The sequence below is a fragment of the Staphylococcus agnetis genome, from assembly GCF_011466855.1.
Lineage (GTDB): Bacteria > Bacillota > Bacilli > Staphylococcales > Staphylococcaceae > Staphylococcus > Staphylococcus agnetis.
Genome location: NZ_CP045927.1, coordinates 472,908 through 495,678, shown reverse-complemented (window position 1 = coordinate 495,678; position 22,771 = coordinate 472,908). Strand labels below are relative to the sequence as shown.

Here is a 22,771-nt window from a genome sequence, read left to right as displayed (position 1 = left end):
CCACCGTTTAGTACGGTGGTTTTTTATTATCCACTTTCAATGCAACACAATGCTTCTCTCAGCGCCTTATTTATATGCCTTACCATAAATAGTAAGTGTTCTATTCAAACCATCATCATTTTGTACAGATTCGATATTAAAATCTAAATCTTTCCATTTGATACGTTGTTTCGCAGTTACACCCTCTCTATATCTAATAATAAACCTCACAGGGATTTCCGATGCTGTAAGTCCAGAGCTTAAATACTCATTCCCACGTATCGTTTTAATGTCTGCCCATGGTTCTGCAATTACTTCTTCTTTATAATCATTAGGCATTGGTCCACTACTTACCCTTTTAATTATTTTTATTTTATTATTAAAGTGATATGCCATTGTTACCCCTCCTATATCTAACGTCATGATTTGCGACGTAACGAATCGTTCCCCCAGCGCTTACATCGCTCTCAAAAACTGTTCATAATTATCAAACAAACCTACATACGCATCTAATAATGAAACCGTGCTGTCAATACGTCGTTTTGGTGATTGATTTTTAACAGGAACAATATTTCCATTTCGGTCAGTTTCTACACCCGTATTAGTTAAGCACCACTTCAATATCGGATTATTGTTGTAATTAATTTTATGTTTTTCTAGATCAGCACCCATGTTCTGCATCGGTAAACTTAATGTTCTAGCACCTTGTGGCGTACGCACCATCTTAAAGCCGTTAGCCTCCATTTCATCAACCCAGTAACGTGCAGAATAATTATCGTAATATATCCATAGAGGCGTGATATCATATTCATTTAACATCTCTAAAAACCAATCTGTGATGTCGCTATAATCAATCGTATTGCCCCTACACAAGCGAAGTAATCCTTGTTCATACCACTTGTCATATGGTATTTTATCCTCGTCTACACGCTTTCTGAGGTTATCCTCAGGCAACCAATACATTTGATGTACATAACGCATTTCTGTTTCAGGTTCTACAAATAATAGTGTGGCACAACTTAGGTCTGTGGTGATGGAAAGGTCAGCACCACCTATCGCATAAGCACCAGAGAAATCACGTATATCAAAGGTATCTTCATTATTAATCGCCTCAAATGTTAGCCATGCACTATGTGTGACTTCACGTATATTAAAATCTTTCGTTAGAATTCCAGTTAAGTCATTCACATTATTTTTAGCACGTGAGACTTTACGTTCTAAGTCCTCGACCTTTTTAGATACACCTAAAGCAGGATTTGCCTTTTGCCAGCATTCAGGTATTTTATATTCTGCTTTATGATCTAATTCGTACATTATCGGTAAAAAGTTATCATCTTCAAATTTACCGTCAACAACATTGCAGGCATACTCATATAAATCATCAAATATTGTACCTCTATGAGTGCCAGCTGTTGTAATCATTATCAGTAACGGTTGTGTACGTGCTGATTGAGATTGTTTCATAACCTCATATAAATTACGGTCTTGAATAGAATGTAATTCATCAATCACAACGAGATGCGCATTTAATCCATCTAATGAATTAGAATTCTTACCGAGTGACTGCATTTTACTAAAGTTATGCGCAAAATATAAATCACTCTTACGCTTACGGATATTTCTATTTAAATCAGGACTCTGTACAATCATCTCATGTGCTTGGTCAAATAAGATATTAGCTTGGTCACGTTTCGATGCAACTGAGTACACTTCTGAGCCACTTTCCCCGTCTGCAATCATCATATATAATGCAATCGCACTTAACATGGTTGTTTTACCATTCTTACGTCCAACAAAGAAAAAGGATTCTGTATAACGTCGGTAGCCTGTCTCTTTATCTACAAATCCAAATAGTGCTGAAATATAGGCTTTTTGGAACAAATCTAATTTTAGAGGCTTACCCGCCAATTCTCCTTTAGAATGACGGCAGAAACGCTCTATGAAAGCGATAGGGCGTTCTGCTTTAGATTCATCATAGATATATTTATCATGATGTTTCATATCATCTACTAACTTTTTATATTGCTTACGTACACGATTTGAGGCTACAATATCGCCATTTTCAATTGCACGATAATAATCCTCAATTGGATTAGCCATTGTTTACAAACTCCATAAAGCTATCTGATTCATCTACTTTTTCAGGGAACAATGATAACAATTGTATGTACGTAGCGTTATATTTTGGCATAGTGGCGTTATAGGCTTTCATTGCTGGATTCTCCTTGAGGTAAGACTGTTCGCCTTGAGTAAATACATACGTTGCACCATGTTCACGTACAGTGTGTTTAAGCTCGTCCATCGTTTCTTTCATGAACATCAATTCTTCAAGTAAATCGTATGATATATGTTTGTTTTCAATATCATTTTTATCAATATATGTTTTAAGTTTTTCTAAATTTATATATTTCATATCCAAATTCTCCTAACTTCATTTTTAGGCGCCCCTAAACTTTAAAAAATATCAGGTGGAGGAAAAGAAAGCCCCAGCACCGTTTCCCAAACGTCCCTTTTATATCAAAGTTATAGGGGGTATCTTATTTTCATTTTATTTACTTTTTATAATGTTTCCTTTTTCGTCAAATTGTAATCCTTCACCAATTGCTATACTTCCGAAATGTTCCTGATTATGACACGTTTGACACAATGCTTCCAAATTATCATGGTTCAAAGATACATACGGATTCTTATAATTATCAGCGTTTAAATATACTTTGTGATGGCATATACTTGCCAAAGCCCCGCATCTTTCACAAATATAATTTTGTTTAGCCATATAGCTGTTTTTGCACTTAATCCATTTTGTAGACTTGTAAAATGAATGCGGAATACTTCTAGCCATTATATTCACGTCCTAATGCAGTTAAAGACACCAATAAACTGTCGATGGTACGCTTTAATCGCTCACTGTCTTGTGTCTGTGGGTCAAACCATAACTGCAATATAAACTTTGCCGTCGTCTTCGCTAATGGTTGCACTGGCTTATCCAACCAATCACGCCCAGTAGTGATATACAAGTAATTAGGTATAGCATCAATGAGTGGCTCGATAATCTCATCATTGTAATAACCATCTATCCGTAAAGCATTACGTGCTTCTTCAATTGTTATGATCATTATGTTCACTCCTTTTATAAAAGGACACCAGCAATCACTGATGTCCTAATTTACTCTTTTGCTTATAGCACTTGTGGTTCACCTGATAATTTAACAAACGCCTCGTCAACTAGTACACGAGTATCTGCAACTGCCATCGCTCTATAGTCAATAAGTCCTGAACGGAATGATGATTCACGTGAGCTTTCTAACATTACACCTTGAGGCAAATTGTAACCTACATAATTGAAGTCACCGAGAATGATAGTGCCGTCCTCAATATTGTCATCAATGATAACTGGCTTGCCGAAGATATAGCCAACGTTCTCACGCTGTGCATCTTGTACGAAGATTGGTCGTTTGTTGCCATCTTCAACACCGTATACTGTGTTGTATAACGTGGCATTGCTCATGGCGAACTTCGCATTTTGTGCATAGCCTCGTTTTAATAATCCTAATGCTTTAGTGAAATCCGTATATTTGCCAGATAACGTTAAGCTGTTTGATTCGTCCCAACTCACACCTTTTAAGATACCTTGACCTTGTCCTGAACCTGTTCCATTGATTAATGCGTACTCAATAGCTTCTACAACACAGTTCGTTAATTCTTCGACAAGGTAAGATTCAAACGCTGAAATACTCATCGTCTTAGCTTTAACTGAGATACTAAAGATTTTAATAATCTCGTTAGTCTCAAATTTAACTGAAGTTGGTACCGCTTTGTCTGGTTCAACCTTTGCACCTTCTACATGCCATTCAGCTCGGTCTTGTGGCGTACCAATAGGAATACGAATTTTAGTTGGCATATTGAATGAGCGTACATTCGCAAGTAATCCCCCTTGTGTTCTAGCACGTCGAATCACTTCATTAAGTGTTTGTTCTGGAATAACCGCCGATGCGTCTGATGAAGAAGTAAAACCAGTTGCACGATTTTCAACACGTTGCTGTTCCATAGCATGGTTGAATGAACGTTGCTCTACATCTGATAATTCTTTGCCTAGCATTTTCTTAAAGAATGCTGATCTATATTCTTCTGTACCAAATACATTAGTATTTTTAAAATCGTTGTTTTGTTTAAACTGTTGTCCTGTAATAGGATTGTATGAACGTTGTTCCACTTGTTCCTGCTCCTTTTCTTTGATATTTTCTTTCGCTTGATTTAATCCTTCAATTTCAATATTTAACTTTGTGACATCTGCCTCTGGGTCGTTTTCGATTGTTCCTCTGATTTGCCCAGCCGTGTTTCAATATCATCAAGTGATGCATTACGATAATGATTAAATGCTTCTTGTACTGTATTAAACATTTTATTTAATCTCCTTTGATTGTAATTTGTTCAAACCGATTAAGGCTTGTTGTCTTGCTTGATGTTTTATTTCTGCTTCTTGAATTTGTTGTCGTGCCTCTACACTCGCTTCTGCATATGCGGGATAGTTCACAACGCTAAACTCAAGGACTTTGTCTATCTTAGTGATAGTACGTGTGCGTGTATTCACATCATATTGACTACCGTCAGATACTGTGAAACCGAAACTCATACCTGAGAGGTCGCCCCGTTTTACTGCCGTATAAACAGAGCGGGCTTCTTCTGTATCTGGTAAGGTAGCACGGAAATGCATACCTACATCATCAGTCCATATATCCATTGTCTTAGGTGACTTCGCTAGTGGTATGCGGTTCACATCATGCGACACTAAAAGTCGTGTATCATTAAGTTTCAAACCATCTAGCGCATTACGTTTAATAATTTCAGTATATGAACCTGTTGGCGTATTAATTTGAGTGGGTTTATTAAAAACAATTGCTGTTCCCTCAAGTACCATTTCGGTACTTTGGGAATCTGTTTGTATTTCTGCACTCCTAATTTCCTTCATCTGGTTTAACCTCCTTGTCCGCCATTTGATAATTTTTCGCTAATGTTTTTTCGATATAGTTCAAACTTTGAATGCGTTCATCACCATCTTCTACATGAGGAAGATTCATTAAGTCACGTGCTTCATTTATGGTCAATAAACCGAGTGGCAACAATTCTTTTATAATCGTTGATTTCGATTGATTACTTGCATACTGTAATTTTGATGATTCATATATAATGCGATTACTAAATGATTGTTCACGTTCAGTAAAAATCTTTTCGGTAAGCTCTGATGATAACTGAATGGCGAAAGGTTCAATCACAGATTCAAAGAACGCTTGCCATGTATTTTCATCGTAACTACCCGTTACAATAGCTTCATTAATTCCTAGATACTCATATATCTTTTGTTTAATCACTTTTATTTGCGATGTATCTATTTGTACATCTGATATATTTAATTGCTGGTAAACCATCGACGTATCTAATGGAACAACGCCACCGTTATTTGCCATCGATAAATAATTGGCTGTAAATTCTTCTTTTGCCTGCTTTAACTTACTAGGACTCAATGCCTGATTGTATTTTAGAATACCTCTGATTTGAGCTGAATTTTTAATTGCCTCAGTCATGCCCTCACTTTGCGTATAAGCAAGTTGTAACGTATTCATTATCGCATCGTTATTGTCGCCCAGTAATTCATTAGAGTTGAAGTGTCGACGTAATACCGCAATTTCTGAAATGTGGAAATGAACGATTTCACCATCATTGAATAAAAACTTAAGATACATTTCGCCTGCACCATCAACCACGTATTCAACACTTCTCGGCGTTAACGGATATAAACTTTTCAAGTTACCTTTATCGTCCTTTTGTACAAGGATAAATGCGTTATTAAATAAGTAATATTGTGTAGCCACTTTATATAGAAAGTCATAACCACTCATATATGGATTGGGTCTATTTTGTAAAATTCTGTTAATTTTATAGTTATTAAAGTCTTTCGTATTGTTTACATGCTTACCTGATAACTTCGCAATATGGCGAGCAATCGTATCTACGGCACTACGATATATGTCGTTAGAATATGCATCACCTGAAAACTGCGAAAATGATTTGAAGCCACCTGTGAGCAATTCAAACTGTTGTACAGTGGTTTTCTCAATCTTATCAAGCCCCAGCATCTTATTAATCCACTTCGGCACTTTGTCACCTACTTTATATAGAATATTTGTTCGATCAATAAGTACATACGTTCGATTTATACATCTGAATTATACCACACTAGGGTATATAAAGCTAGTAGTGGTAAGGGGTTAGGGGTATTTAACTGTAAACGCTACGGGCAACCAGTGATCAGTTTTTATATTTTTACTCTTAACAATTGGTAAACTTAATCCTTTACCATCAATGAGATAATATAAGGGCGGGCAGATATTCATTTCAATTAATCCATCACGTTTTAATTCAGCAATTATGTTAAAGGCTTCTTCATTCCAACCAAGCCAAAATACAACATTTTCATGATTACCACTTGTGTATGCCCCATCACCTACATAATTGAATCCATATTCTTCAAAGATACTTTCAATTTCTACAAAAGAAGTTTCTTCGTGAGTTTTTATATATTCCAAGATTTTATTTTTTAATCTATTTTTGTTCATTTGTAACCTCCATATTTTTTAAGTGTCTTACCGTCTCATGCCATGCTATAACCATGAGACACCTTTCAACCATACAGCCACAAGGGATAGAACCATGCTGTCTTGCTGTCTTATGATTTTCCCCTTACACTCTGAGAAATTTTAGTATTTTTTTCAAAGTTTGGGGAGAAATTTATAAGACACCGAGACAGTTGTAGCGTGGCATATACTCCCCCAAGGGATAGAAGCTGTCTTATAACTGTCTTATAACTGTCTCATATCTGTCTTACTGTCTTGTAATTAAGACGTTTTATTAACTAACTTAGAATAATATAATGACATATCAACATCGAATCCATATTGTTTTCCTATTCCCTCGCCATAACGAGTTTGCTTCTTACTCATGCCACAATAGCGTGTATTTCTAAGTGCTTCATCAATCTTACGCAAATGATGTGATTGGGGCTGGTCGTCTCTTTTCATCATGACTTTCCAAATTTCCTTACTGCATACTTTGTCACGCCATACATAAGCTCCTGGTTTTGAATTTGGTTTTTCAATTAAATTACCGTCACCATATAATTTAATGTAATCTTGCTCTATAACATCGTGAGCAGACACTCTTTTTTCTTCTAATGTTCTATACCAATAGTCTGATGGTATAGGTCGTTCTAAAAAGTCCTCAATTTCTCCAACAAGAGTATCTTTTTCTGAATGTTCTTCTTGCATTTGTAGGGCAGTTTCTGAAGCTTCTTTATCTAATAGCAATGCTTTATCTGTTGGCTTCTCCTCAAAACAGACTTTAGCCTCTGCATACATTTGTTGTACAATATCCGTTGTTAGATCATCAAACGGACTTTTAGTAGCTTTATCTTTATCCGTAGTCACTGGCAAGAATCTGCGGTTACCCGTTTTATCCTTCAAAAACTCGTAATTATTTGTTGTCCCAACAAAAACACATTGCCTAGGGTGACGCTCAGTACGCTTACCATAAGAAGCCCTATAAATATCAACAATGGCACTGATGAAACTCTTAATATCTTCAATAGTAGATTTTTGAAATGCGGATAATTCTTCAATTTCACATATCCAAGAGCCTTGAAGTTTTTTATATGCCTCATCGCCTTTAAACGACTTAATACTTTGGTTGTACCACTTGCCACCTAATTTGCTTATTGTAGTAGATTTACCAGCACCTTGACCGCCAAATAAAATGACCATGATGTCGAACTTTATGCCAGGCTTATAAACTCGAGCAACTGCCCCCATTAATAATTTTTTAGCAACTTCACGGTTATAATGCGTGTCCTCTGCACCAAGATAATCAATAAATAATGTTTCAATTCTTTTTGTTCCGTCCCATTCTTTAGATTCAATAAATGATTTAATAGGGTGAAATTTATTGTGATACGCCTCTTTTTCAATAACACTATCCATAATTTCACGGCTAAAATGTATGTTATGCACTCTATCTATATGTGAAATAACATGTGTTGTATCAATATCAGCCCAATAGTAATTTGTATCATCTTTTGAACGCCAATAAGGAAGACGTTTAAGTTTAGTCACTTTTTCAAAAACATCATATTGAACCAAATCTTTTAAATCTTCATCGTGATGTAATATAATTTCTGCATTTGTTGGTATCTTTTTTAGTGCTTGCGTAGTTACTGATCGTCTTAATTTAGATTTCCAATCTTGCTGAACCGATTGCGTTGTATCTATAATTCCAAAAATATCTTCTTTACTAACTTCCAAACAAAGACCTCCTTTCTAAATGTTGTTAGTATGCTTTTTGTAAATGGAATTAAATGTTTTATTAACTTCATTCTGTTCAATAGAGGGTGTGCAAGTCATTGCCCATGCACTAACTAATCCATATACTAAATGTGCATCTACATATCTTCGCAATAAGTAACCTATCAAAGACGCTAGAGCCTCATTCCGTCCACCCTCTGCCACTCCGAATGCAATATCACGCCAATGTGACGAATCACGTTTGTTATATACAACTTTGATGTGCTGAGATTCACCCTCAGTTGCATCGAGAGGGTATTTCGCAAGGCAACTGTCCAATTGTGCACGTGTGATGAATGGTGCGTCATTGATATACCAGTGAAATGGTGCATCTTTACTACTTATAACGGGCAATGCGGATAATTGGATAGGTTTAAAGCATGATGCATCTATCACTTCCGCGATATACCTCGATAATGCCCCAGCATACTTTGTATATTCTTCAGGTTCTAAAATATCGTCTATAGGGACAAGCAAACGAAATCTAGGACGTAATGATTCATTGTATTCATCATGAGTATCACGATGTCTATAAGTGCTATATATGAAGTACGCAAAGTGCTTCATCTTGTTTTTGACGTTATCGAGAAATCGGTTCATGTCATCGATGTCGTCATAGTCCAAAGAAAACACTTGTCGATACATCACATTTTCTTTCAAGCGACGGTGTGAGATACCTTCACCATCAGCAACATCACCATATATCGCTAGCTTATTAGCGTATTTGTCTTGGCTGACAACTGGACGAGTTAAAACCTCGCACCAGTTAGACCACTTAATATTTTTTACGTTTTCTGTTCCTTTAGATGTTAAACTTTGATATAATAAAATGTGAAGTTCATCATCGTACTTTAAATCAAACATAGAGAGGATTCTCCTTTCTTAAATATATTTTGTTCTATGCGTTATCTGATTTAGTCGGCAAACTATTCATATCAGATGACGCTTTTTCTATTTCATAAAACTTCTTAATAATTCTCTCTAGATCAGTTAAATAATAGTGCATTAAATCTGAGGTTTGTTCATGATGAATGCGTGCCTCATGATATGCGTATGCATAACTCATGAAATCACTTTTATTTGCAGGTCTATCCTCATATTTGAACATTTCATCTCCAAACCAGGCATGAGTATTTAAAAGACTATCGTACTTTTGTTTTAAAACTTCCAAATCATTAAAAAGATTTTTAACTTCCCAATTCATTCTTAACTTCCTACCTTTTTCTTATTTTTGATTTCCGTAATGCGTGATAAGTCCACTTCTAATACTGCAATTTGAACATCGTTATTCACTCCAGGAAAATTCTGTTCAAATACTTGTGGCGATACATTCAAAAGCAAATTGTGTTTAGTGTCTTTGATGTTGTACCAGCCGATAATTGTCTTTGTAATAATTACTTGTTGTTTCATCGTTATCCCTCCTTATTGTGCTACTGGAAATTCAGTTGAGAATAGTTGCTCGATTGGAATGCCATACATTTCACTTAGCTTTTGTGCCTCTGGAAGCGTGAAATTTGCTTTACCTGACTCTTTAAGTTGGTACCTTTGTTGAGAAATATTAAGTTTTCGAGCTATAGCCTTTTGAGTATCTCCTTTTTCACGACGTGTAATAAATAACAGGGGATAAGTAAGGTTTTTCATAAAATTCACTCCTTTTAGTAACATGTATAGTTGTTAAAACTTCCGCATTCGTATTATATACATGTCATTACATCAGTGTCAACACAATAGTACATAAATGATTTAAAATAACATGTAAACATGTTATTATCTTATTTAAGAGGTGAAATCAATGATAAAAATCAGATTAAAAGAAATTATGGAAAATAGAGGTCTAAAAATTAGTGACTTGAATGAGGCTACTGGTATTTCCAGAAACTCTTTAAGTCTACTGATTAACGGAAAAAGTCAAGGAATTCAGTTTGATACACTTGAAAAATTAGTGAAGGCACTAAATATAGAACCTCATGACTTATTTATAAGAACATTTAATTATCTATGTATTGATATTAAAAATAAAACTATTAAGAACAAGGAAATTATTAATGAATATAAAATAAAAAAACATCATCTTGGAGAACATATGGATAAAATATTCCAGCAAGATAAAAAAAAGGGTTTAAATTTCTCCTGTAAAATTGATGACATAGAATTTGAATATTTAATTCCTTACAGAATATTAGTAGACTTTAACCATACTCCTACATTAAGTATTGAAATTGATTTAAAAAATTATGATAGTCATAATATTTTTTCGCATTTTACATATACTTCACATTTAAGCATACATTTACTAGACTATTATATCGTTGAAAGAATATTTAAATTAGAATTAGATTTTATAAGAAGAATTGAAAGAGAGTTCGATTTATTTCTAGGCCATATCCGTTTTTTCAATGATTTAACAGAAATAACTGATTTCCATTCTATATATATAACAAAAAAATATTCGGTAAATAGACAAGATATTAATTACATTATAAAAGACATTAACGAGAACAGTTTGTATCAAGCAAAGCTTGATACTACTTTAGAAATTAAATCAAAAAATCTTTAGTCTTCTTTCCATTTAAAAGTAAGGAGCATGCCCATGACAGATAATCTAAGACTATCCCACAACATTTATAAAGACAGTAAACGTGGTACATATTACTTCCGTATAAAATACTATGATAAAACTAATAGTCGTAAAGAAATCAGAAAAAGTGGCTTCAAACAACGTAAAGAAGCTGTGAAAAAGTGTAATGAAATCATGGATGAATTAGAGGGCATAGGACAGCTTAACCGCCTGCCATTTGATAAGCTCGTTGATGAGTACATAGACTGGTATTCGGCACGTAGAAAGTCATCTAGTGTAAAAGCATTAAAGACACATACAAATAACCACTTGTTGCCTTATTTCAAGTCTATGGACGTGTTTAATTTAACTACACAAGATGTAATGAAGTTTCAAAATAAGAAATTAAAAGAGGGGCATTCTGGGGATTACTTAAAGAAGATGCATGTGTATTTAGTATCTTTGTTGAACCACGCCATGAAGTTTTATGATCTAAAGCAAAATGTAGCTTCACTTGTAGGTAATTTTGAAATAGAATCACAGAAACGTTTAAACTATTGGACGCTAGAACAATTCAATCAATTCTATGATGCGCTTGCTACACAACAACAAAAGTTATTCTTCAAATTATTATTCTACTCTGGTGCAAGAAAAGGCGAGATTAGAGCCCTCACATGGCGAGATGTTAACTTTGATGATGAATTTATCCATATAAACAAAACGGACTATCACGGTGAAGTGACAGCCCCTAAAACGAAGTCATCCATACGTGATATATACTTGCCTACTCACATGATGGACGACATCAAAGATTATTTAATTTGGTATAAAGAGAATAACATATATAAGGACGATTATGTATTGTTTGGTACATTCTTTAAAGCATATAGTGAATCTACAATTGATCGTTGGTTTAATACTGCATTAAAAGTATTAGACGAACAACTTCCAGACGGTCAAACATTCCCTAGAATCGTAATCCACGAACTAAGGCATAGCCATGCGTCTATGTTAGTCAATCATGGTGCTAGTATTATGGTAATTGCTCAAAGACTAGGTCATGCAGATAGCAATGAAGTATATAACAGATACGGGCATTTGTACCCTAGTACTCAAAAAGAAATAGTTAAATATTTATGAGGTGATTAAAAATGAGGTTGTTTAATTGGGAGATTATTAATGAAACGAACTATGATGTAACTTGTGATCACTTAGGAAAAGATATAATTATTGTTAAAGAAGGAACAAATAGCCAACTTGCATATTTAAAGCATAATTCCAAAGAAGATATTTATACCGTTGATGAAAAGGTTCACAAAGTAATTGTACAAACCAATACTATTAATAAATCAATTACAATATACGAAAATGTTGCACCCTAAAAATGGTTGTCTTTTTTATGTGCTGGGGCATTACTGGGGCAATGTTGGGGCAATGAAAATAAAAAGCCTATAACCGCAAGGGTTATAGGCTACATAGTGGAGGCGGCGGGATTTGAACCCGCGTCCAAAGGTCCTGATACAAATGTTTCTACGTGTGTAGTCTATTTGAAGATTTAACATAATGATTAGAAACAGACAACTGACATTATGCGAGCTTGGTTCATCTCTTCTCGCCAGACTTCAAACGGCAGTGGCGAGCGTATCCTACTATAGTTGAATCACGTTAATCGCACATAGGCGATGCGATTAGGTGATGCAGAGCGCGATTAGGCAGCTACTGCTAAGTTATTGTTAGTTTTGCCAGTTATTATAAACTGATGTGTTTTTACGGAGACAACCCTCCGACACGCTTCATAAGCTCTGGGGACCCCTGTCGAATCCATAAACGCCCCCGTCATAAAAATGTACTTTCCTTTAAGAAAGCACATTTTATTATATCGAATCTTAACATTCTTAGCAATCATTTAATAATTTTGTTTCATTGCACGATCAATATCGCGTTTAACCGCTTTTTCTTTTAAAGCTTGTCGCTTATCATATTTCTTTTTACCTCTTGCGACACCAAGTAAGACTTTGCACATGCCATGTTTAAGATACAATTTTAAAGGTACAATCGAATAACCCACTTCACGTGTTTGATCGCCTAATTTTGAAATTTCACGTTTGTGTAACAACAATTTGCGCACACGTCTAGGGTCATGATTAAAGCGATTCCCCTCTTCATAAGGCGCGATATGCATGTTATGCAAATAAATTTCGCCACCTTTGACTTGCGCATAGCTGTCTTTTAAATTCGCACTACCACGGCGTATTGATTTAATTTCAGTCCCTTGTAAAGCAATGCCTGCTTCAATCGTATCTTCTATATTGTAGTCATGACGTGCTTTACGATTCTCCGCTAATGTTCCTTTTGATGTTTTTTTGGACATTGCGCATCACCTCAGTTTACTTTTTCTTCTTTTTACCTTTCTTTTTGACACGTTTATCTTTATAAAAAGGTTTATGCTTAGTATTGCCGGATTTTTCACGTTTTCTGGCATTTTTACCTTTACGTTGCTTCCGCTTCTTGTTAGTGTCTTTATCTTTTTTAAATGTCTGTCCTTTTGATTTCGCTTGTATAGTAGTTCCTCGAGATTTTTTCTCTCTACGTGGGTGAACATCGATTGGCATTCCTACAATTTGGAAGTCAATTTGACGCTCATCTATATCAACATGAATCACTTTCACTTTGATGACGTCACCAATACGGTAAACTGCGGCTTTACGTTCACCAATCAATGCCATTTGTCGCTCATCGAAATGGTAATAATCGTCGGACATATTTTGGATGGTTACCATACCTTCAATCGTATTAGGCAACTCTACAAACATACCAAAATTAGCCACTGAGCTAACGACACCTTCAAATTCATCACCAAGATGTTGAATCATGTATTCAGCTTTTTTCAAGTCATCCGTATCACGCTCAGCATCAATTGCACGACGCTCTCGATTAGAGGTATGTTCAGCCATTTGTGGTAATTTTTCTTGCCACTCGTGTTGCGCTTTACCATCCATTGATTTTTCAATGAGATATTTACGCACCAAACGATGCACGATTAAGTCAGGATAACGACGGATAGGTGAAGTGAAATGCGTATAATAATCAGCTGCAAGTCCAAAATGTCCTAAATTATCTGCATCATAATGTGCTTGTTGCATAGAGCGAAGCATCATCGTTGAAATGACCATATCTTCTGGTCGCCCTTCTATTTCTTGGGTAATGCTTTGAAGTGTACTTGGGTGAATATCTTCTCCAGTTCCTTTAATCATAATGCCAAAATTGGTAATGAAATCAAAAAATTGACGTAAACGTTCCGACTTCGGTTGTTCATGCACACGATAAATAAACGGCACATCCATTTTACTAAAATGCTCTGCAATGGTTTCATTAGCCGCAAGCATGAACGATTCAATTAATCGCTCACCTTCTCCACGTTCACGTGCGACAACTTCTTGTGGAATCCCTTCTTCATTCACTAGCACTTTCGCTTCTTTAATATCAAAATCGATTTCACCACGACGGCGACGCATGTCGGTGAGTTGTTGTGATAAGCGCTTTGCCATATCAAGCATCGGCGTAATGTCTTTATATTTCTCGCGCGTGTGAGGGTTATGGTCGGTGATGATTTCATTCACTTCCGCATACGTCATACGTGCATCTGAATGAATCACACTATCAAAAATTTCATGTTTGACGACATGACCTTGGGCATCAATTTCCATACGGCAACTCATCGTTAATCGATCTACATTGGGATTTAATGAACATATACCATTACTTAAACGATGTGGAATCATTGGAATCACACGGTCTACTAGATACACACTTGTTGCACGATCGTATGCTTCTCGATCTAGCGCAGAGCCTTCAGTTACATAATAGCTGACATCTGCAATGCTTACTGTTAATTCCATATTGCCATTTGAAAGAGCCTTAATTGCGATAGCATCGTCTAAATCTTTCGCATCCGCGCCATCGATTGTAATTGTTAAATCCTGACGTAAATCACGACGGCCTTCTAATTCAGTAGATTCAATCGACTCAGGAATCGCTTCAGCTTCTTTTAATACGTCGACTGGAAATTCAATTTCAATACCATGTTGATAAATAATAGATAAAATATCTACTCCAGGGTCATTTTTATGACCTAAAATAGCCGAAATATGACCTTCTGGATTGTTAGAGCCATCAGAGTATTGTGTAATTTGAACAAGTACTTTATGTCCATCTACAGCCCCTAAATCTTGCCCTTTAGGTATAAAGATGTCCTGCATGATACGCTTATCATCAGGTACTACAAAGCCAAAATGACGCGCTTCTGTGTAGGTCCCTACAACTTGTTTAACGGCATGCGTTTCAATGGATTTTACTTCACCTTCAACTTTGCCTTTACGATGGTCACCACGTGATTTTTGAATTTCAACGATAACAATATCTCCATCCATAGCACGATTGATTTTTGTAGGCGGGATAAAAATATCTTCTATCCCTTCTTCATCTGGTCTTAAAAAGGCAAATCCCTTTTTATTTTGACTTAACGTCCCTCGAATAAGTCCTGGTTTAGGACCTTGCTTTTGATATCTATCTTGTTTCGTACGTTTTACTTTACCCTCTTGCTCTAACTCATTGAGTACTTTAATAAGGTCACGAAAACTTTCAGCGCTACTTAAGCCGAGCTCATCTTGAAAGTCAGAGACAGACATCGGTTCATAACTTGAACGTTCAATTATGGCTTTAATTTGCGATTTTAAATGCATAAGAGGTCCTCCTTTCTCTTTAATATGCTAAATGACTATTCCGTCCAATCTAGTGATTCTAAAAATTGATACACTTCCTCAAATACTGCTTCTTTTTCTTTATCAATCGTGATCACGTGGCCTGAATTTTTGTACCATGATAAATGTTTATCCTCTGATGCTGCTTCATTATAAATAATATTGGCTGAATCTGTATTAATCATTTCATCATGTTCAGATTGGATCACGAGGAGCGGTTCGATAACGTCCTCAACGTGATCTCTCACACCTTGAATCGTATCTTGTAATTCACGTAACGTACTCGTTGGTTGAAAGGCTTGCATTTCTCTTTCTATCGTGGCTTCATCTTTGCCTTCATATTTTTTGAATTGGCGTGCATACTCTAATACCCCTTCGTACATTGACCCTTCAGTTTTAATGTACATCGGCGAACACATCGTCACAATTCCCTTAACATCACGGTTTAAGCTTAATTTTAGTGCAAAAACGCCACCAAGGGACAAACCTGCAACCGCAATTTCATCATAACCTTGTTCCACCAAATAATCGTAACCATCCAATGCATCTTTATACCATACATGTGGACTCGACTTCAAAATTTCTTCTGGCGGTGCTGCATGCCCTTCGTAGTGAGGTGCGTAAGACGTATATCCTTTTTTTTGTAAAAAACGCCCGAGTTGTCTTACATCAGAACTATTCCCTGTAAAACCATGTAATAACAACACTGCACGTTTGCCTTCTTCAAATAAGAAAGGCTTTGGTAATTGAATTTTCATTCATCATTCCGTCCTTTCAAGTCACATCTAGTTCTATTTTATAGTTTCGACAGTGGCGCTACAAATAAAAAAGCCCGACTTATCAACTGTCGGACTTAGATTTTCTAAACGGTCGAAATTGTTAACTCTATTTTTAACGTTTACCGTCAGACTTATAAATTAAAGTAACTGATACCTAACATTAATACAAAGAAAATAATTGAAAGTACAATTGTCAATCTATGCAAAAATAAATCTACACCACGTTGTTTTTGTTTACCAAATAACTGTTCAGCTCCACCACTGATGGCACCTGATAAGCCATTACTTTTACCTTCTTGTAATAAAACAACTGTGATGAGTGCGATACAGTCAATAATTAGTAATACAACAAAAAATGTGTGCATCAGATTGTCCTCCATTCATCATATACGAAGGTATTCTACCACATTTAGGGCCTTTACACAACTTTCATTAACGATTGAACGTTGATTTACGCTTTATACTCACGATTATCATAAAAACAGCTAAAATGAGTGAGCCAATGCATAAAATGATGTATGGGATTAACGCAAAGAACCCTTTCACATTAAAAATAGCTGTATATAAAATAGGTGGATTAAGTAAAGCGTTAAATAGTTGTGATATAAAAACAGCAACCATAAACCACCATAAATATGGATGTTGATATTTAATTGCTACAACACCAGCAGAATAGGCCAAAATATATAAAATACCTGTATACCTTAAACTATTATTAATCGCATTGATTGCATTTTGCGATATTTGATTACCAGAGTGTTCTAACATATAACTGATCACTTGACCGTCAACGATTACAACTTGGTGAATTACAAGACACACCGCAAATAAAAATGAAATATATGCAAGCAGACGACCTGTATGGGTCGCACGTGCGTCACTTGATAAATTTTGATCCATATAAATGTGCTCCTTTTTAATATTCACTTATCATCATTATATCAGGTTAAAACGTTCAATGAAATGACGCATCATTTATATCATCAACTTCAAGCTACTACACAAACTCACTTCTTAAACACCTTAAAATGACAGTATTGTCATGCGCATTATCATATGACTTTCAACATTAAAAGATGATGAATAGCAATTAAACGATCACAAAACATAAAACTTCGATACTGAGGGTTAGAAAAGCCCTTAAGATTCATCATAGACGAGAATCTCAAGGGCTTGAGTTAGATAAACGTGGTTTTGTGAACCAACTTTAAATTTATTTATCTAAGTTATAAAATGATTTTAAACCTTCATATTTAGCTGTTTCATAAAGTTCATCTTCAATGCGTAATAATTGGTTGTATTTCGCAATACGATCTGTACGAGATAATGAACCTGTTTTAATTTGACCAGCATTTGTCGCAACAGCGATATCAGCAATTGTAGTATCTTCTGTTTCACCTGAACGGTGTGATACTACTGCAGTGTAGCCAGCTTTTTGAGCCATTTCAATTGCTTCAAACGTTTCAGTTAAAGTACCGATTTGGTTTACTTTAATTAAGATAGAGTTACCGATATTGTTGTCGATACCTTTAGCAAGAATTTCAGTATTCGTAACGAATAAATCGTCACCAACTAGTTGTACGCGGTCACCGATACGCTCAGTTAATAGCTTCCAACCTTCCCAGTCATTTTCATCCATACCGTCTTCGATAGAGATGATAGGATATTTATTAACTAATTCTTCTAAGTAATCCACTTGTTCTTTAGCAGTACGTTTAGCACCTTTATCGCCTTCGAATTTCGTGTAATCGTATACGCCATTTTCATAGAATTCAGAAGATGCACAGTCGAATCCTAAGAAAATGTCTTTACCTGGCTCGTAACCTGCTTTTTTAATGGCTTCAATGATTGTTTCTACTCCGTCTTCAGTACCTTCGAATTTAGGAGCGAAACCACCTTCATCACCTACTGCTGTTACTAAACCACGAGATTTTAAGATTTTAGCCAATGCATGGAATACTTCTGCACCCCAGCGTAATGCTTCTTTAAAACTGTCTGCACCTACAGGTAAAATCATGAACTCTTGGAATGCGATTGGTGCATCAGAATGCGAACCACCATTAACGATGTTCATCATTGGTGTAGGTAGTACTGTTGAGTTGAAGCCACCTAAATATTTGTATAAAGGTTGACCTAAGAAATCAGCAGCTGCACGTGCTACGGCAATAGAAACACCTAAAATTGCGTTTGCACCTAATTTACCTTTGTTCGCAGTGCCATCTAATTGAATCATCATTTTATCGATTGAAACTTGTTCTAAAGCTGAGAATTCACCTTCAATAATTTCTGGGGCGATGATTTCATTAACGTTTTCAACAGCTTTTTCAACACCTTTACCAAGGTAGCGTTCACTGTCGCCATCACGTAATTCAACAGCTTCATGTTCACCTGTTGATGCACCTGATGGCACTAAAGCACGACCAAACGCACCACTTTCTGTTAAAACTTCAACCTCTACTGTTGGGTTCCCACGTGAATCAAGTACCTCGCGAGCATAAACATCCGTAATAATTGGCATAATATTAAATCTCCTTTTTCATGATAGTATTTAACCATAACAGTGTTGCAACAGGGCTTTGACAGAGCGCCACACCCTATGACAAAACTGGTTACATGAGTTCATCTTCATTATAACTGGTTTTCAAATGGACTCAACTATTTTAATGCTTGATTAAACTTTCACCTGTCATTTCAGCAGGTTGTTTTAAATTCAATAAATCAAGTAACGTTGGCGCAAGATCACCTAAACGACCTGTTTCACGTAATTCTACGCCTTCTTTTGTCACAATCACTGGAACTGGATTTGTCGTATGCGTTGTCATCGGTTGATCATCATCCGTTAACACTTCATCTGAGTTACCGTGGTCCGCTGTAATAATCGCATAACCATCCATTTCTAAAATTTTATCAACAACAGCGCCAAGACATTCATCTACCGCTTCGATTGCTTTAATGGTAGGCTCTAACATACCACTATGCCCTACCATATCTGGGTTCGCAAAGTTAAGAATGATTAAATCAAGGTCACCTTTTGCTAATTCTTCAAGTAATGCATCTTTAACTTCATACGCACTCATTTCAGGTTTCAAGTCATAAGTCGCTACTTTAGGTGAGTTAATTAAACGACGACGTTCACCTTTGAACTCTTCATTTTGCCCACCATTCATAAAGTACGTTACATGAGGATACTTTTCAGTTTCAGCGATACGCAATTGTGTTAAACCATTGTCTTGCGCCACTTCACCGATTGTATTCGTTAAATCTACTTTTTCAAAGACAATTTCTGCATCTACATTATCATTATATTTAGTAAACGTTGCATAGAATAAATCATTAACACGTTCTACTTTAAAACCATTAAATGCTTTATCAGTAAAGATTTCAGAAAGTTGGCCTGCACGGTCTGGACGGAAGTTATAGAATATTACTGCATCTCCATCATTCACACCGTTATTTTGATTTTCAACAACGAAAGGCACGATAAATTCATCTGTTAAGTCTTCAGCATAGTTTGCTTCTACACCTTCACGCGCTGAGGCATAACGAGGTGCTGAATCAAATGCGCGGATGGCATCGTATGCTTTTTGCTCACGATCCCAACGTTTATCTCTATCCATCGCGTAATAACGTCCTGCGACAGAGGCAAATTGACCGACACCAATTTCTTTGAATTGTTGTTCAGTTTCATCAATATAAATCAGTGCTGATTTTTGATCAACATCGCGTCCATCTAAAAAGGCATGGACATACACTTTATCTAAACCTTTTTTCTTCGCAAGTTTTAAAATAGCAAATAGATGTTGATAGTGACTGTGTACCCCACCATCAGACAGTAATCCAAACACATGAAGCGCTGATTGGTGTTGAATTGCGTGATCAATTGCACGATTTAAAACATCGTTATCGTAAAAGTCACCATCTTCAATCGATTTGTTAATACGTGTTAAGCTTTGGTACACGATACGTCCCGCACCGATATTCATGTGACCTACCTCAGAGTTACCCATTTGACCTTCTGGTAGACCAACATCTAGACCACTCGCTTCGATTTGTGTAGTTGGATACTTTTCATAATAGCGATCAAAATTAGGTTTATGCGCTTGTTTAACAGCGTTACCGTGGACTTCATCTCTATTCGCAAAGCCATCTAAGATAATAAGTGCTGTTGGTTTTTTTGCCATATTATTTCGCACCTTCTAACAATTGAACGTAGTCGTCTACTTTTAATGAAGCGCCGCCGACTAAAGCACCATCGATATCAGTTTCAGCCATATATTCTTTAATGTTGTTTGGTTTAACGCTACCGCCATATTGAATTCGTACAGCTTCTGCGACATCTTCATTTGTCAGTTTTGCGATTTTTTGACGTACCGCAGCACACATTTCGTTAGCATCTTTAGCTGTAGATGATTTACCTGTACCGATAGCCCAAATTGGTTCATAGGCAATCACAACTTTTTTCACTTGGTCGTCAGATAAACCTTCAAGTGCTTTTTCAACTTGGCCTTCAACAACATCGTTGGCTTTGCCATTTTCACGTTCTTCATCACTTTCACCAACACAAATAATTGGTGTCATACCATGATTGAAAACAGCATGTGCTTTTTTGTTAATATCCTCATCTGTTTCATGGAAGATATCACGACGTTCAGAGTGACCAATCACAACATAGCTCACACCTAAATCTTGAAGCGCAACAGGTGATGTTTCACCAGTAAACGCACCACTTTCTTCATAAAATGTATTTTGCGCTCCAATTTTCAAACCAGGCGCAACACCTTCTTTTGTTAGTGAAATTAATGCGTCTAATTGAATTGTTGGCGCACAAATTACTGCCTCTACTTCATTCGTATCTGGTAATGCTGGTAACGCATTAACAAAATCTTTTGCTTCTGCAACTGTTTTATTCATTTTCCAGTTACCTGCAATAATTGGTTTTCTCAATTAAAACACTCCTATAAGTATTCAAGACATTAAATATGTCTTGAATACTTCTATATTTTTATTACTTATTTGCAATTGCTTTAATACCTGGTAATTCTTTACCTTCTAAGTATTCTAGAGACGCACCGCCACCCGTTGAAATGTGCGTAAAGTCTTTTTCAAATCCTAATTGCATTGCTGCTGCTGCTGAATCTCCTCCACCGATAATAGTCGTAGCATCTTTTAATTCAGCAATCGCTTCACATACACCTATTGTACCTTGCGCAAAGTTACTAAATTCAAAGACACCCATCGGTCCATTCCATACAACAGTGTGTGCACCTTCAAGTTGTTTTTTAAATAATTCAACTGTTTCAGGTCCAATGTCCATAGCTTCTTGATCAACTGGAATGTCATCAATAGACACTGTTGAAATCGCTGCATCATTAGAAAATTCCTTAGCTACTTTACCGTCTACTGGTAAGACAATTTGATCGCCAGCACGATCAAGTAAATCTTTAGCGAAATCAATTTTATCAGCTTCTAAAAGTGATAAACCGATTTCTTTACCTTGCGCTTTTAAGAATGTATAAGCCATACCACCACCGATAAGTACTTTATCGGCAATTTTAAGTAAGTTTTCAATAACGCCAATTTTGTCTGAAACTTTAGCGCCACCTAGAATCGCAACAACTGGTTTGTCTGGATTTTCGACAACGCCACCGATAAATTTGATTTCTTTTTCCATTAAGAAACCAGCGACTGTTTCTAAATGTGTTGAAATCCCTACGTTAGACGCATGTTCACGGTGTGCTGTACCAAATGCATCATTAACAAAAATGTCACCTAATGATGCCCAGTATTTACCAAGTTCGCTATCATTTTTCGATTCTTTCTTACCATCTAAATCTTCGAAACGCGTATTTTCAAACATTAAGACATCTCCGTCATTAAGTTCTTTGATCGCTGTTTCTAATTTTTCACCACGTGTTTCAGGAATAAACGTAACATCTTTATTTAACTTTTCAGATAATCTTTTCGCTACAGGGGCCAATGTTAACTTTTCTTTGTCGCTTTCTTCTTTAACTTTACCTAAGTGAGAGAAAACTACAATTTTACCACCTTGTTCAATAATATATTCTAACGTTGGCAAAGCTTGGACAATACGGTTATCATTCGTAATTTCTCCATCTTTCATTGGCACATTAAAGTCTGCACGAACTAAGACAACTTTACCTTTTAACGAAACATCTGTTACATCTTTTTTAGCCATAAAAATCCTCCTCAAAAACACTCGTTATTTTAAAATAAGCGGAGAAGCGTTGTGCTCCTCCGCTTACTATAAGCTAAATTTCAGTTAGAAGCACGTACATTTAATACTTG

General features: G+C 36.0%; 25 protein-coding genes, 1 other RNA gene and 1 pseudogene. 3 read left to right on the top strand and 24 right to left on the bottom strand.

What is annotated here, in order from left to right; translation table 11 throughout:
• Window positions 1–66 precede the first annotated feature (66 nt).
• The 14 genes and pseudogenes from GJE18_RS02500 to GJE18_RS02435 form a co-directional block, all read right to left on the bottom strand.
• Window positions 67–375, bottom strand: a complete 309-nt coding sequence (locus GJE18_RS02500; protein ID WP_165805046.1) for a phage head closure protein — start codon at window positions 373–375, stop codon at window positions 67–69.
• A 60-nt stretch (window positions 376–435) separates the two neighbouring features.
• Window positions 436–2,079: a terminase large subunit gene (locus tag GJE18_RS02495; protein ID WP_165805047.1), complete on the bottom strand. Its 1,644-nt coding sequence runs from the start codon at window positions 2,077–2,079 to the stop codon at window positions 436–438.
• The gene (locus tag GJE18_RS02490; RefSeq protein ID WP_165805048.1) at window positions 2,072–2,392 is read right to left on the bottom strand and encodes a hypothetical protein; all 321 of its coding nucleotides are present in this window, start codon (window positions 2,390–2,392) and stop codon (window positions 2,072–2,074) included. The genes GJE18_RS02495 and GJE18_RS02490 overlap by 8 nt, the downstream gene beginning before the upstream one ends.
• 135 nt (window positions 2,393–2,527) lie before the next feature.
• Window positions 2,528–2,821, bottom strand: a complete 294-nt coding sequence (locus GJE18_RS02485; protein WP_165805049.1) for an HNH endonuclease — start codon at window positions 2,819–2,821, stop codon at window positions 2,528–2,530.
• Window positions 2,814–3,095: a head-tail connector protein gene (locus GJE18_RS02480; RefSeq protein ID WP_165805050.1), complete on the bottom strand. Its 282-nt coding sequence runs from the start codon at window positions 3,093–3,095 to the stop codon at window positions 2,814–2,816. Before GJE18_RS02480 ends, GJE18_RS02485 begins: the two co-directional genes overlap by 8 nt.
• 62 nt (window positions 3,096–3,157) lie before the next feature.
• Window positions 3,158–4,380 (bottom strand): annotated as a pseudogene (locus GJE18_RS02475) (phage major capsid protein).
• A 1-nt stretch (window position 4,381) separates the two neighbouring features.
• Complete coding sequence (locus GJE18_RS02470; RefSeq protein ID WP_165805051.1) at window positions 4,382–4,948, bottom strand: HK97 family phage prohead protease; 567 nt, start codon at window positions 4,946–4,948, stop codon at window positions 4,382–4,384.
• Window positions 4,935–6,134 (bottom strand): phage portal protein, encoded by a 1,200-nt coding sequence (locus GJE18_RS02465; RefSeq protein ID WP_240928892.1) that lies wholly within the window; start codon window positions 6,132–6,134, stop codon window positions 4,935–4,937. Before GJE18_RS02465 ends, GJE18_RS02470 begins: the two co-directional genes overlap by 14 nt.
• Window positions 6,135–6,245: 111 nt before the next feature.
• The gene (locus GJE18_RS02460; RefSeq protein WP_165805052.1) at window positions 6,246–6,593 is read right to left on the bottom strand and encodes a pathogenicity island protein; all 348 of its coding nucleotides are present in this window, start codon (window positions 6,591–6,593) and stop codon (window positions 6,246–6,248) included.
• 279 nt (window positions 6,594–6,872) lie between these two features.
• Window positions 6,873–8,330, bottom strand: coding sequence for a virulence-associated E family protein (locus tag GJE18_RS02455; RefSeq protein WP_165805053.1), 1,458 nt, complete (start codon window positions 8,328–8,330; stop codon window positions 6,873–6,875).
• Between the two features lie 15 nt (window positions 8,331–8,345).
• The gene (locus GJE18_RS02450; RefSeq protein WP_165805054.1) at window positions 8,346–9,233 is read right to left on the bottom strand and encodes a primase alpha helix C-terminal domain-containing protein; all 888 of its coding nucleotides are present in this window, start codon (window positions 9,231–9,233) and stop codon (window positions 8,346–8,348) included.
• A 34-nt stretch (window positions 9,234–9,267) separates the two neighbouring features.
• A complete protein-coding gene (gene tscT, locus GJE18_RS02445; protein WP_165805055.1) occupies window positions 9,268–9,573 on the bottom strand; it encodes a type II toxin-antitoxin system toxin TscT in 306 nt (101 codons plus the stop codon).
• 2 nt (window positions 9,574–9,575) lie between these two features.
• A complete protein-coding gene (locus GJE18_RS02440) occupies window positions 9,576–9,779 on the bottom strand; it encodes a pathogenicity island protein (protein WP_165805056.1) in 204 nt (67 codons plus the stop codon).
• Window positions 9,780–9,791: 12 nt separating this feature from the next.
• Entirely contained in the window at window positions 9,792–10,010 is a 219-nt protein-coding gene (locus tag GJE18_RS02435; RefSeq protein WP_165805057.1) for a helix-turn-helix transcriptional regulator, read from the bottom strand.
• Window positions 10,011–10,161: 151 nt separating this feature from the next.
• Between GJE18_RS02435 and GJE18_RS02430 the strand changes: the two genes are divergently transcribed.
• Genes GJE18_RS02430 through GJE18_RS02420 form a run of 3 tightly spaced genes read left to right on the top strand, consistent with a single transcriptional unit; the run spans window position 10,162 to window position 12,308 of the window.
• Window positions 10,162–10,926, top strand: a complete 765-nt coding sequence (locus GJE18_RS02430; RefSeq protein WP_165886075.1) for a helix-turn-helix domain-containing protein — start codon at window positions 10,162–10,164, stop codon at window positions 10,924–10,926.
• Window positions 10,927–10,959: 33 nt separating this feature from the next.
• Window positions 10,960–12,066 (top strand): site-specific integrase, encoded by a 1,107-nt coding sequence (locus GJE18_RS02425; RefSeq protein WP_165805059.1) that lies wholly within the window; start codon window positions 10,960–10,962, stop codon window positions 12,064–12,066.
• A gap of 11 nt (window positions 12,067–12,077) precedes the next feature.
• Window positions 12,078–12,308 carry a hypothetical protein gene (locus GJE18_RS02420; RefSeq protein ID WP_165805060.1) on the top strand — a complete coding sequence of 77 codons (231 nt, stop codon included), beginning with the start codon at window positions 12,078–12,080 and terminating at the stop codon, window positions 12,306–12,308.
• A 94-nt stretch (window positions 12,309–12,402) separates the two neighbouring features.
• Here GJE18_RS02420 and ssrA read toward each other — a convergent pair.
• From ssrA to GJE18_RS02370, 10 genes are all read right to left on the bottom strand, one after another.
• Window positions 12,403–12,761: a transfer-messenger RNA gene (gene ssrA, locus GJE18_RS02415) on the bottom strand.
• Between the two features lie 71 nt (window positions 12,762–12,832).
• A complete protein-coding gene (gene smpB, locus GJE18_RS02410) occupies window positions 12,833–13,297 on the bottom strand; it encodes an SsrA-binding protein SmpB (protein WP_037566711.1) in 465 nt (154 codons plus the stop codon).
• A gap of 16 nt (window positions 13,298–13,313) precedes the next feature.
• Window positions 13,314–15,668, bottom strand: coding sequence for a ribonuclease R (gene rnr, locus GJE18_RS02405; RefSeq protein ID WP_107368419.1), 2,355 nt, complete (start codon window positions 15,666–15,668; stop codon window positions 13,314–13,316).
• A 35-nt stretch (window positions 15,669–15,703) separates the two neighbouring features.
• Window positions 15,704–16,444, bottom strand: a complete 741-nt coding sequence (locus GJE18_RS02400; RefSeq protein WP_037566708.1) for an alpha/beta hydrolase — start codon at window positions 16,442–16,444, stop codon at window positions 15,704–15,706.
• 152 nt (window positions 16,445–16,596) lie between these two features.
• A complete protein-coding gene (secG, locus tag GJE18_RS02395) occupies window positions 16,597–16,830 on the bottom strand; it encodes a preprotein translocase subunit SecG (RefSeq protein ID WP_037566707.1) in 234 nt (77 codons plus the stop codon).
• A 67-nt stretch (window positions 16,831–16,897) separates the two neighbouring features.
• Window positions 16,898–17,365 (bottom strand): hypothetical protein, encoded by a 468-nt coding sequence (locus GJE18_RS02390; protein WP_107368420.1) that lies wholly within the window; start codon window positions 17,363–17,365, stop codon window positions 16,898–16,900.
• 313 nt (window positions 17,366–17,678) lie between these two features.
• Window positions 17,679–18,983: a surface-displayed alpha-enolase gene (gene eno / locus GJE18_RS02385; protein WP_037566704.1), complete on the bottom strand. Its 1,305-nt coding sequence runs from the start codon at window positions 18,981–18,983 to the stop codon at window positions 17,679–17,681.
• A gap of 142 nt (window positions 18,984–19,125) precedes the next feature.
• A complete protein-coding gene (gpmI, locus tag GJE18_RS02380) occupies window positions 19,126–20,646 on the bottom strand; it encodes a 2,3-bisphosphoglycerate-independent phosphoglycerate mutase (protein ID WP_060550625.1) in 1,521 nt (506 codons plus the stop codon).
• A 1-nt stretch (window position 20,647) separates the two neighbouring features.
• Complete coding sequence (gene tpiA / locus GJE18_RS02375; RefSeq protein ID WP_037566700.1) at window positions 20,648–21,409, bottom strand: triose-phosphate isomerase; 762 nt, start codon at window positions 21,407–21,409, stop codon at window positions 20,648–20,650.
• A 61-nt stretch (window positions 21,410–21,470) separates the two neighbouring features.
• Complete coding sequence (locus tag GJE18_RS02370) at window positions 21,471–22,661, bottom strand: phosphoglycerate kinase (protein WP_060550624.1); 1,191 nt, start codon at window positions 22,659–22,661, stop codon at window positions 21,471–21,473.
• Between the last annotated feature and the right edge of the window lie 110 nt (window positions 22,662–22,771).

What these genes read in the sequence shown, in the direction of transcription:
- GJE18_RS02500 (WP_165805046.1), bottom strand. Translation starts at nt 375, where the DNA reads ATGGCATATCACTTTAATAATAAAATAAAAATAATTAAAAGGGTAAGT.
- GJE18_RS02495 (WP_165805047.1), bottom strand. Translation starts at nt 2,079, where the DNA reads ATGGCTAATCCAATTGAGGATTATTATCGTGCAATTGAAAATGGCGAT.
- GJE18_RS02490 (WP_165805048.1), bottom strand. Translation starts at nt 2,392, where the DNA reads ATGAAATATATAAATTTAGAAAAACTTAAAACATATATTGATAAAAAT.
- GJE18_RS02485 (WP_165805049.1), bottom strand. Translation starts at nt 2,821, where the DNA reads ATGGCTAGAAGTATTCCGCATTCATTTTACAAGTCTACAAAATGGATT.
- GJE18_RS02480 (WP_165805050.1), bottom strand. Translation starts at nt 3,095, where the DNA reads ATGATCATAACAATTGAAGAAGCACGTAATGCTTTACGGATAGATGGT.
- GJE18_RS02470 (WP_165805051.1), bottom strand. Translation starts at nt 4,948, where the DNA reads ATGAAGGAAATTAGGAGTGCAGAAATACAAACAGATTCCCAAAGTACC.
- GJE18_RS02460 (WP_165805052.1), bottom strand. Translation starts at nt 6,593, where the DNA reads ATGAACAAAAATAGATTAAAAAATAAAATCTTGGAATATATAAAAACT.
- GJE18_RS02450 (WP_165805054.1), bottom strand. Translation starts at nt 9,233, where the DNA reads ATGTTTGATTTAAAGTACGATGATGAACTTCACATTTTATTATATCAA.
- tscT (WP_165805055.1), bottom strand. Translation starts at nt 9,573, where the DNA reads ATGAATTGGGAAGTTAAAAATCTTTTTAATGATTTGGAAGTTTTAAAA.
- GJE18_RS02440 (WP_165805056.1), bottom strand. Translation starts at nt 9,779, where the DNA reads ATGAAACAACAAGTAATTATTACAAAGACAATTATCGGCTGGTACAAC.
- GJE18_RS02435 (WP_165805057.1), bottom strand. Translation starts at nt 10,010, where the DNA reads ATGAAAAACCTTACTTATCCCCTGTTATTTATTACACGTCGTGAAAAA.
- GJE18_RS02430 (WP_165886075.1), top strand. Translation starts at nt 10,162, where the DNA reads ATGATAAAAATCAGATTAAAAGAAATTATGGAAAATAGAGGTCTAAAA.
- GJE18_RS02425 (WP_165805059.1), top strand. Translation starts at nt 10,960, where the DNA reads ATGACAGATAATCTAAGACTATCCCACAACATTTATAAAGACAGTAAA.
- GJE18_RS02420 (WP_165805060.1), top strand. Translation starts at nt 12,078, where the DNA reads ATGAGGTTGTTTAATTGGGAGATTATTAATGAAACGAACTATGATGTA.
- smpB (WP_037566711.1), bottom strand. Translation starts at nt 13,297, where the DNA reads ATGTCCAAAAAAACATCAAAAGGAACATTAGCGGAGAATCGTAAAGCA.
- rnr (WP_107368419.1), bottom strand. Translation starts at nt 15,668, where the DNA reads ATGCATTTAAAATCGCAAATTAAAGCCATAATTGAACGTTCAAGTTAT.
- GJE18_RS02400 (WP_037566708.1), bottom strand. Translation starts at nt 16,444, where the DNA reads ATGAAAATTCAATTACCAAAGCCTTTCTTATTTGAAGAAGGCAAACGT.
- secG (WP_037566707.1), bottom strand. Translation starts at nt 16,830, where the DNA reads ATGCACACATTTTTTGTTGTATTACTAATTATTGACTGTATCGCACTC.
- GJE18_RS02390 (WP_107368420.1), bottom strand. Translation starts at nt 17,365, where the DNA reads ATGGATCAAAATTTATCAAGTGACGCACGTGCGACCCATACAGGTCGT.
- eno (WP_037566704.1), bottom strand. Translation starts at nt 18,983, where the DNA reads ATGCCAATTATTACGGATGTTTATGCTCGCGAGGTACTTGATTCACGT.
- gpmI (WP_060550625.1), bottom strand. Translation starts at nt 20,646, where the DNA reads ATGGCAAAAAAACCAACAGCACTTATTATCTTAGATGGCTTTGCGAAT.
- GJE18_RS02370 (WP_060550624.1), bottom strand. Translation starts at nt 22,661, where the DNA reads ATGGCTAAAAAAGATGTAACAGATGTTTCGTTAAAAGGTAAAGTTGTC.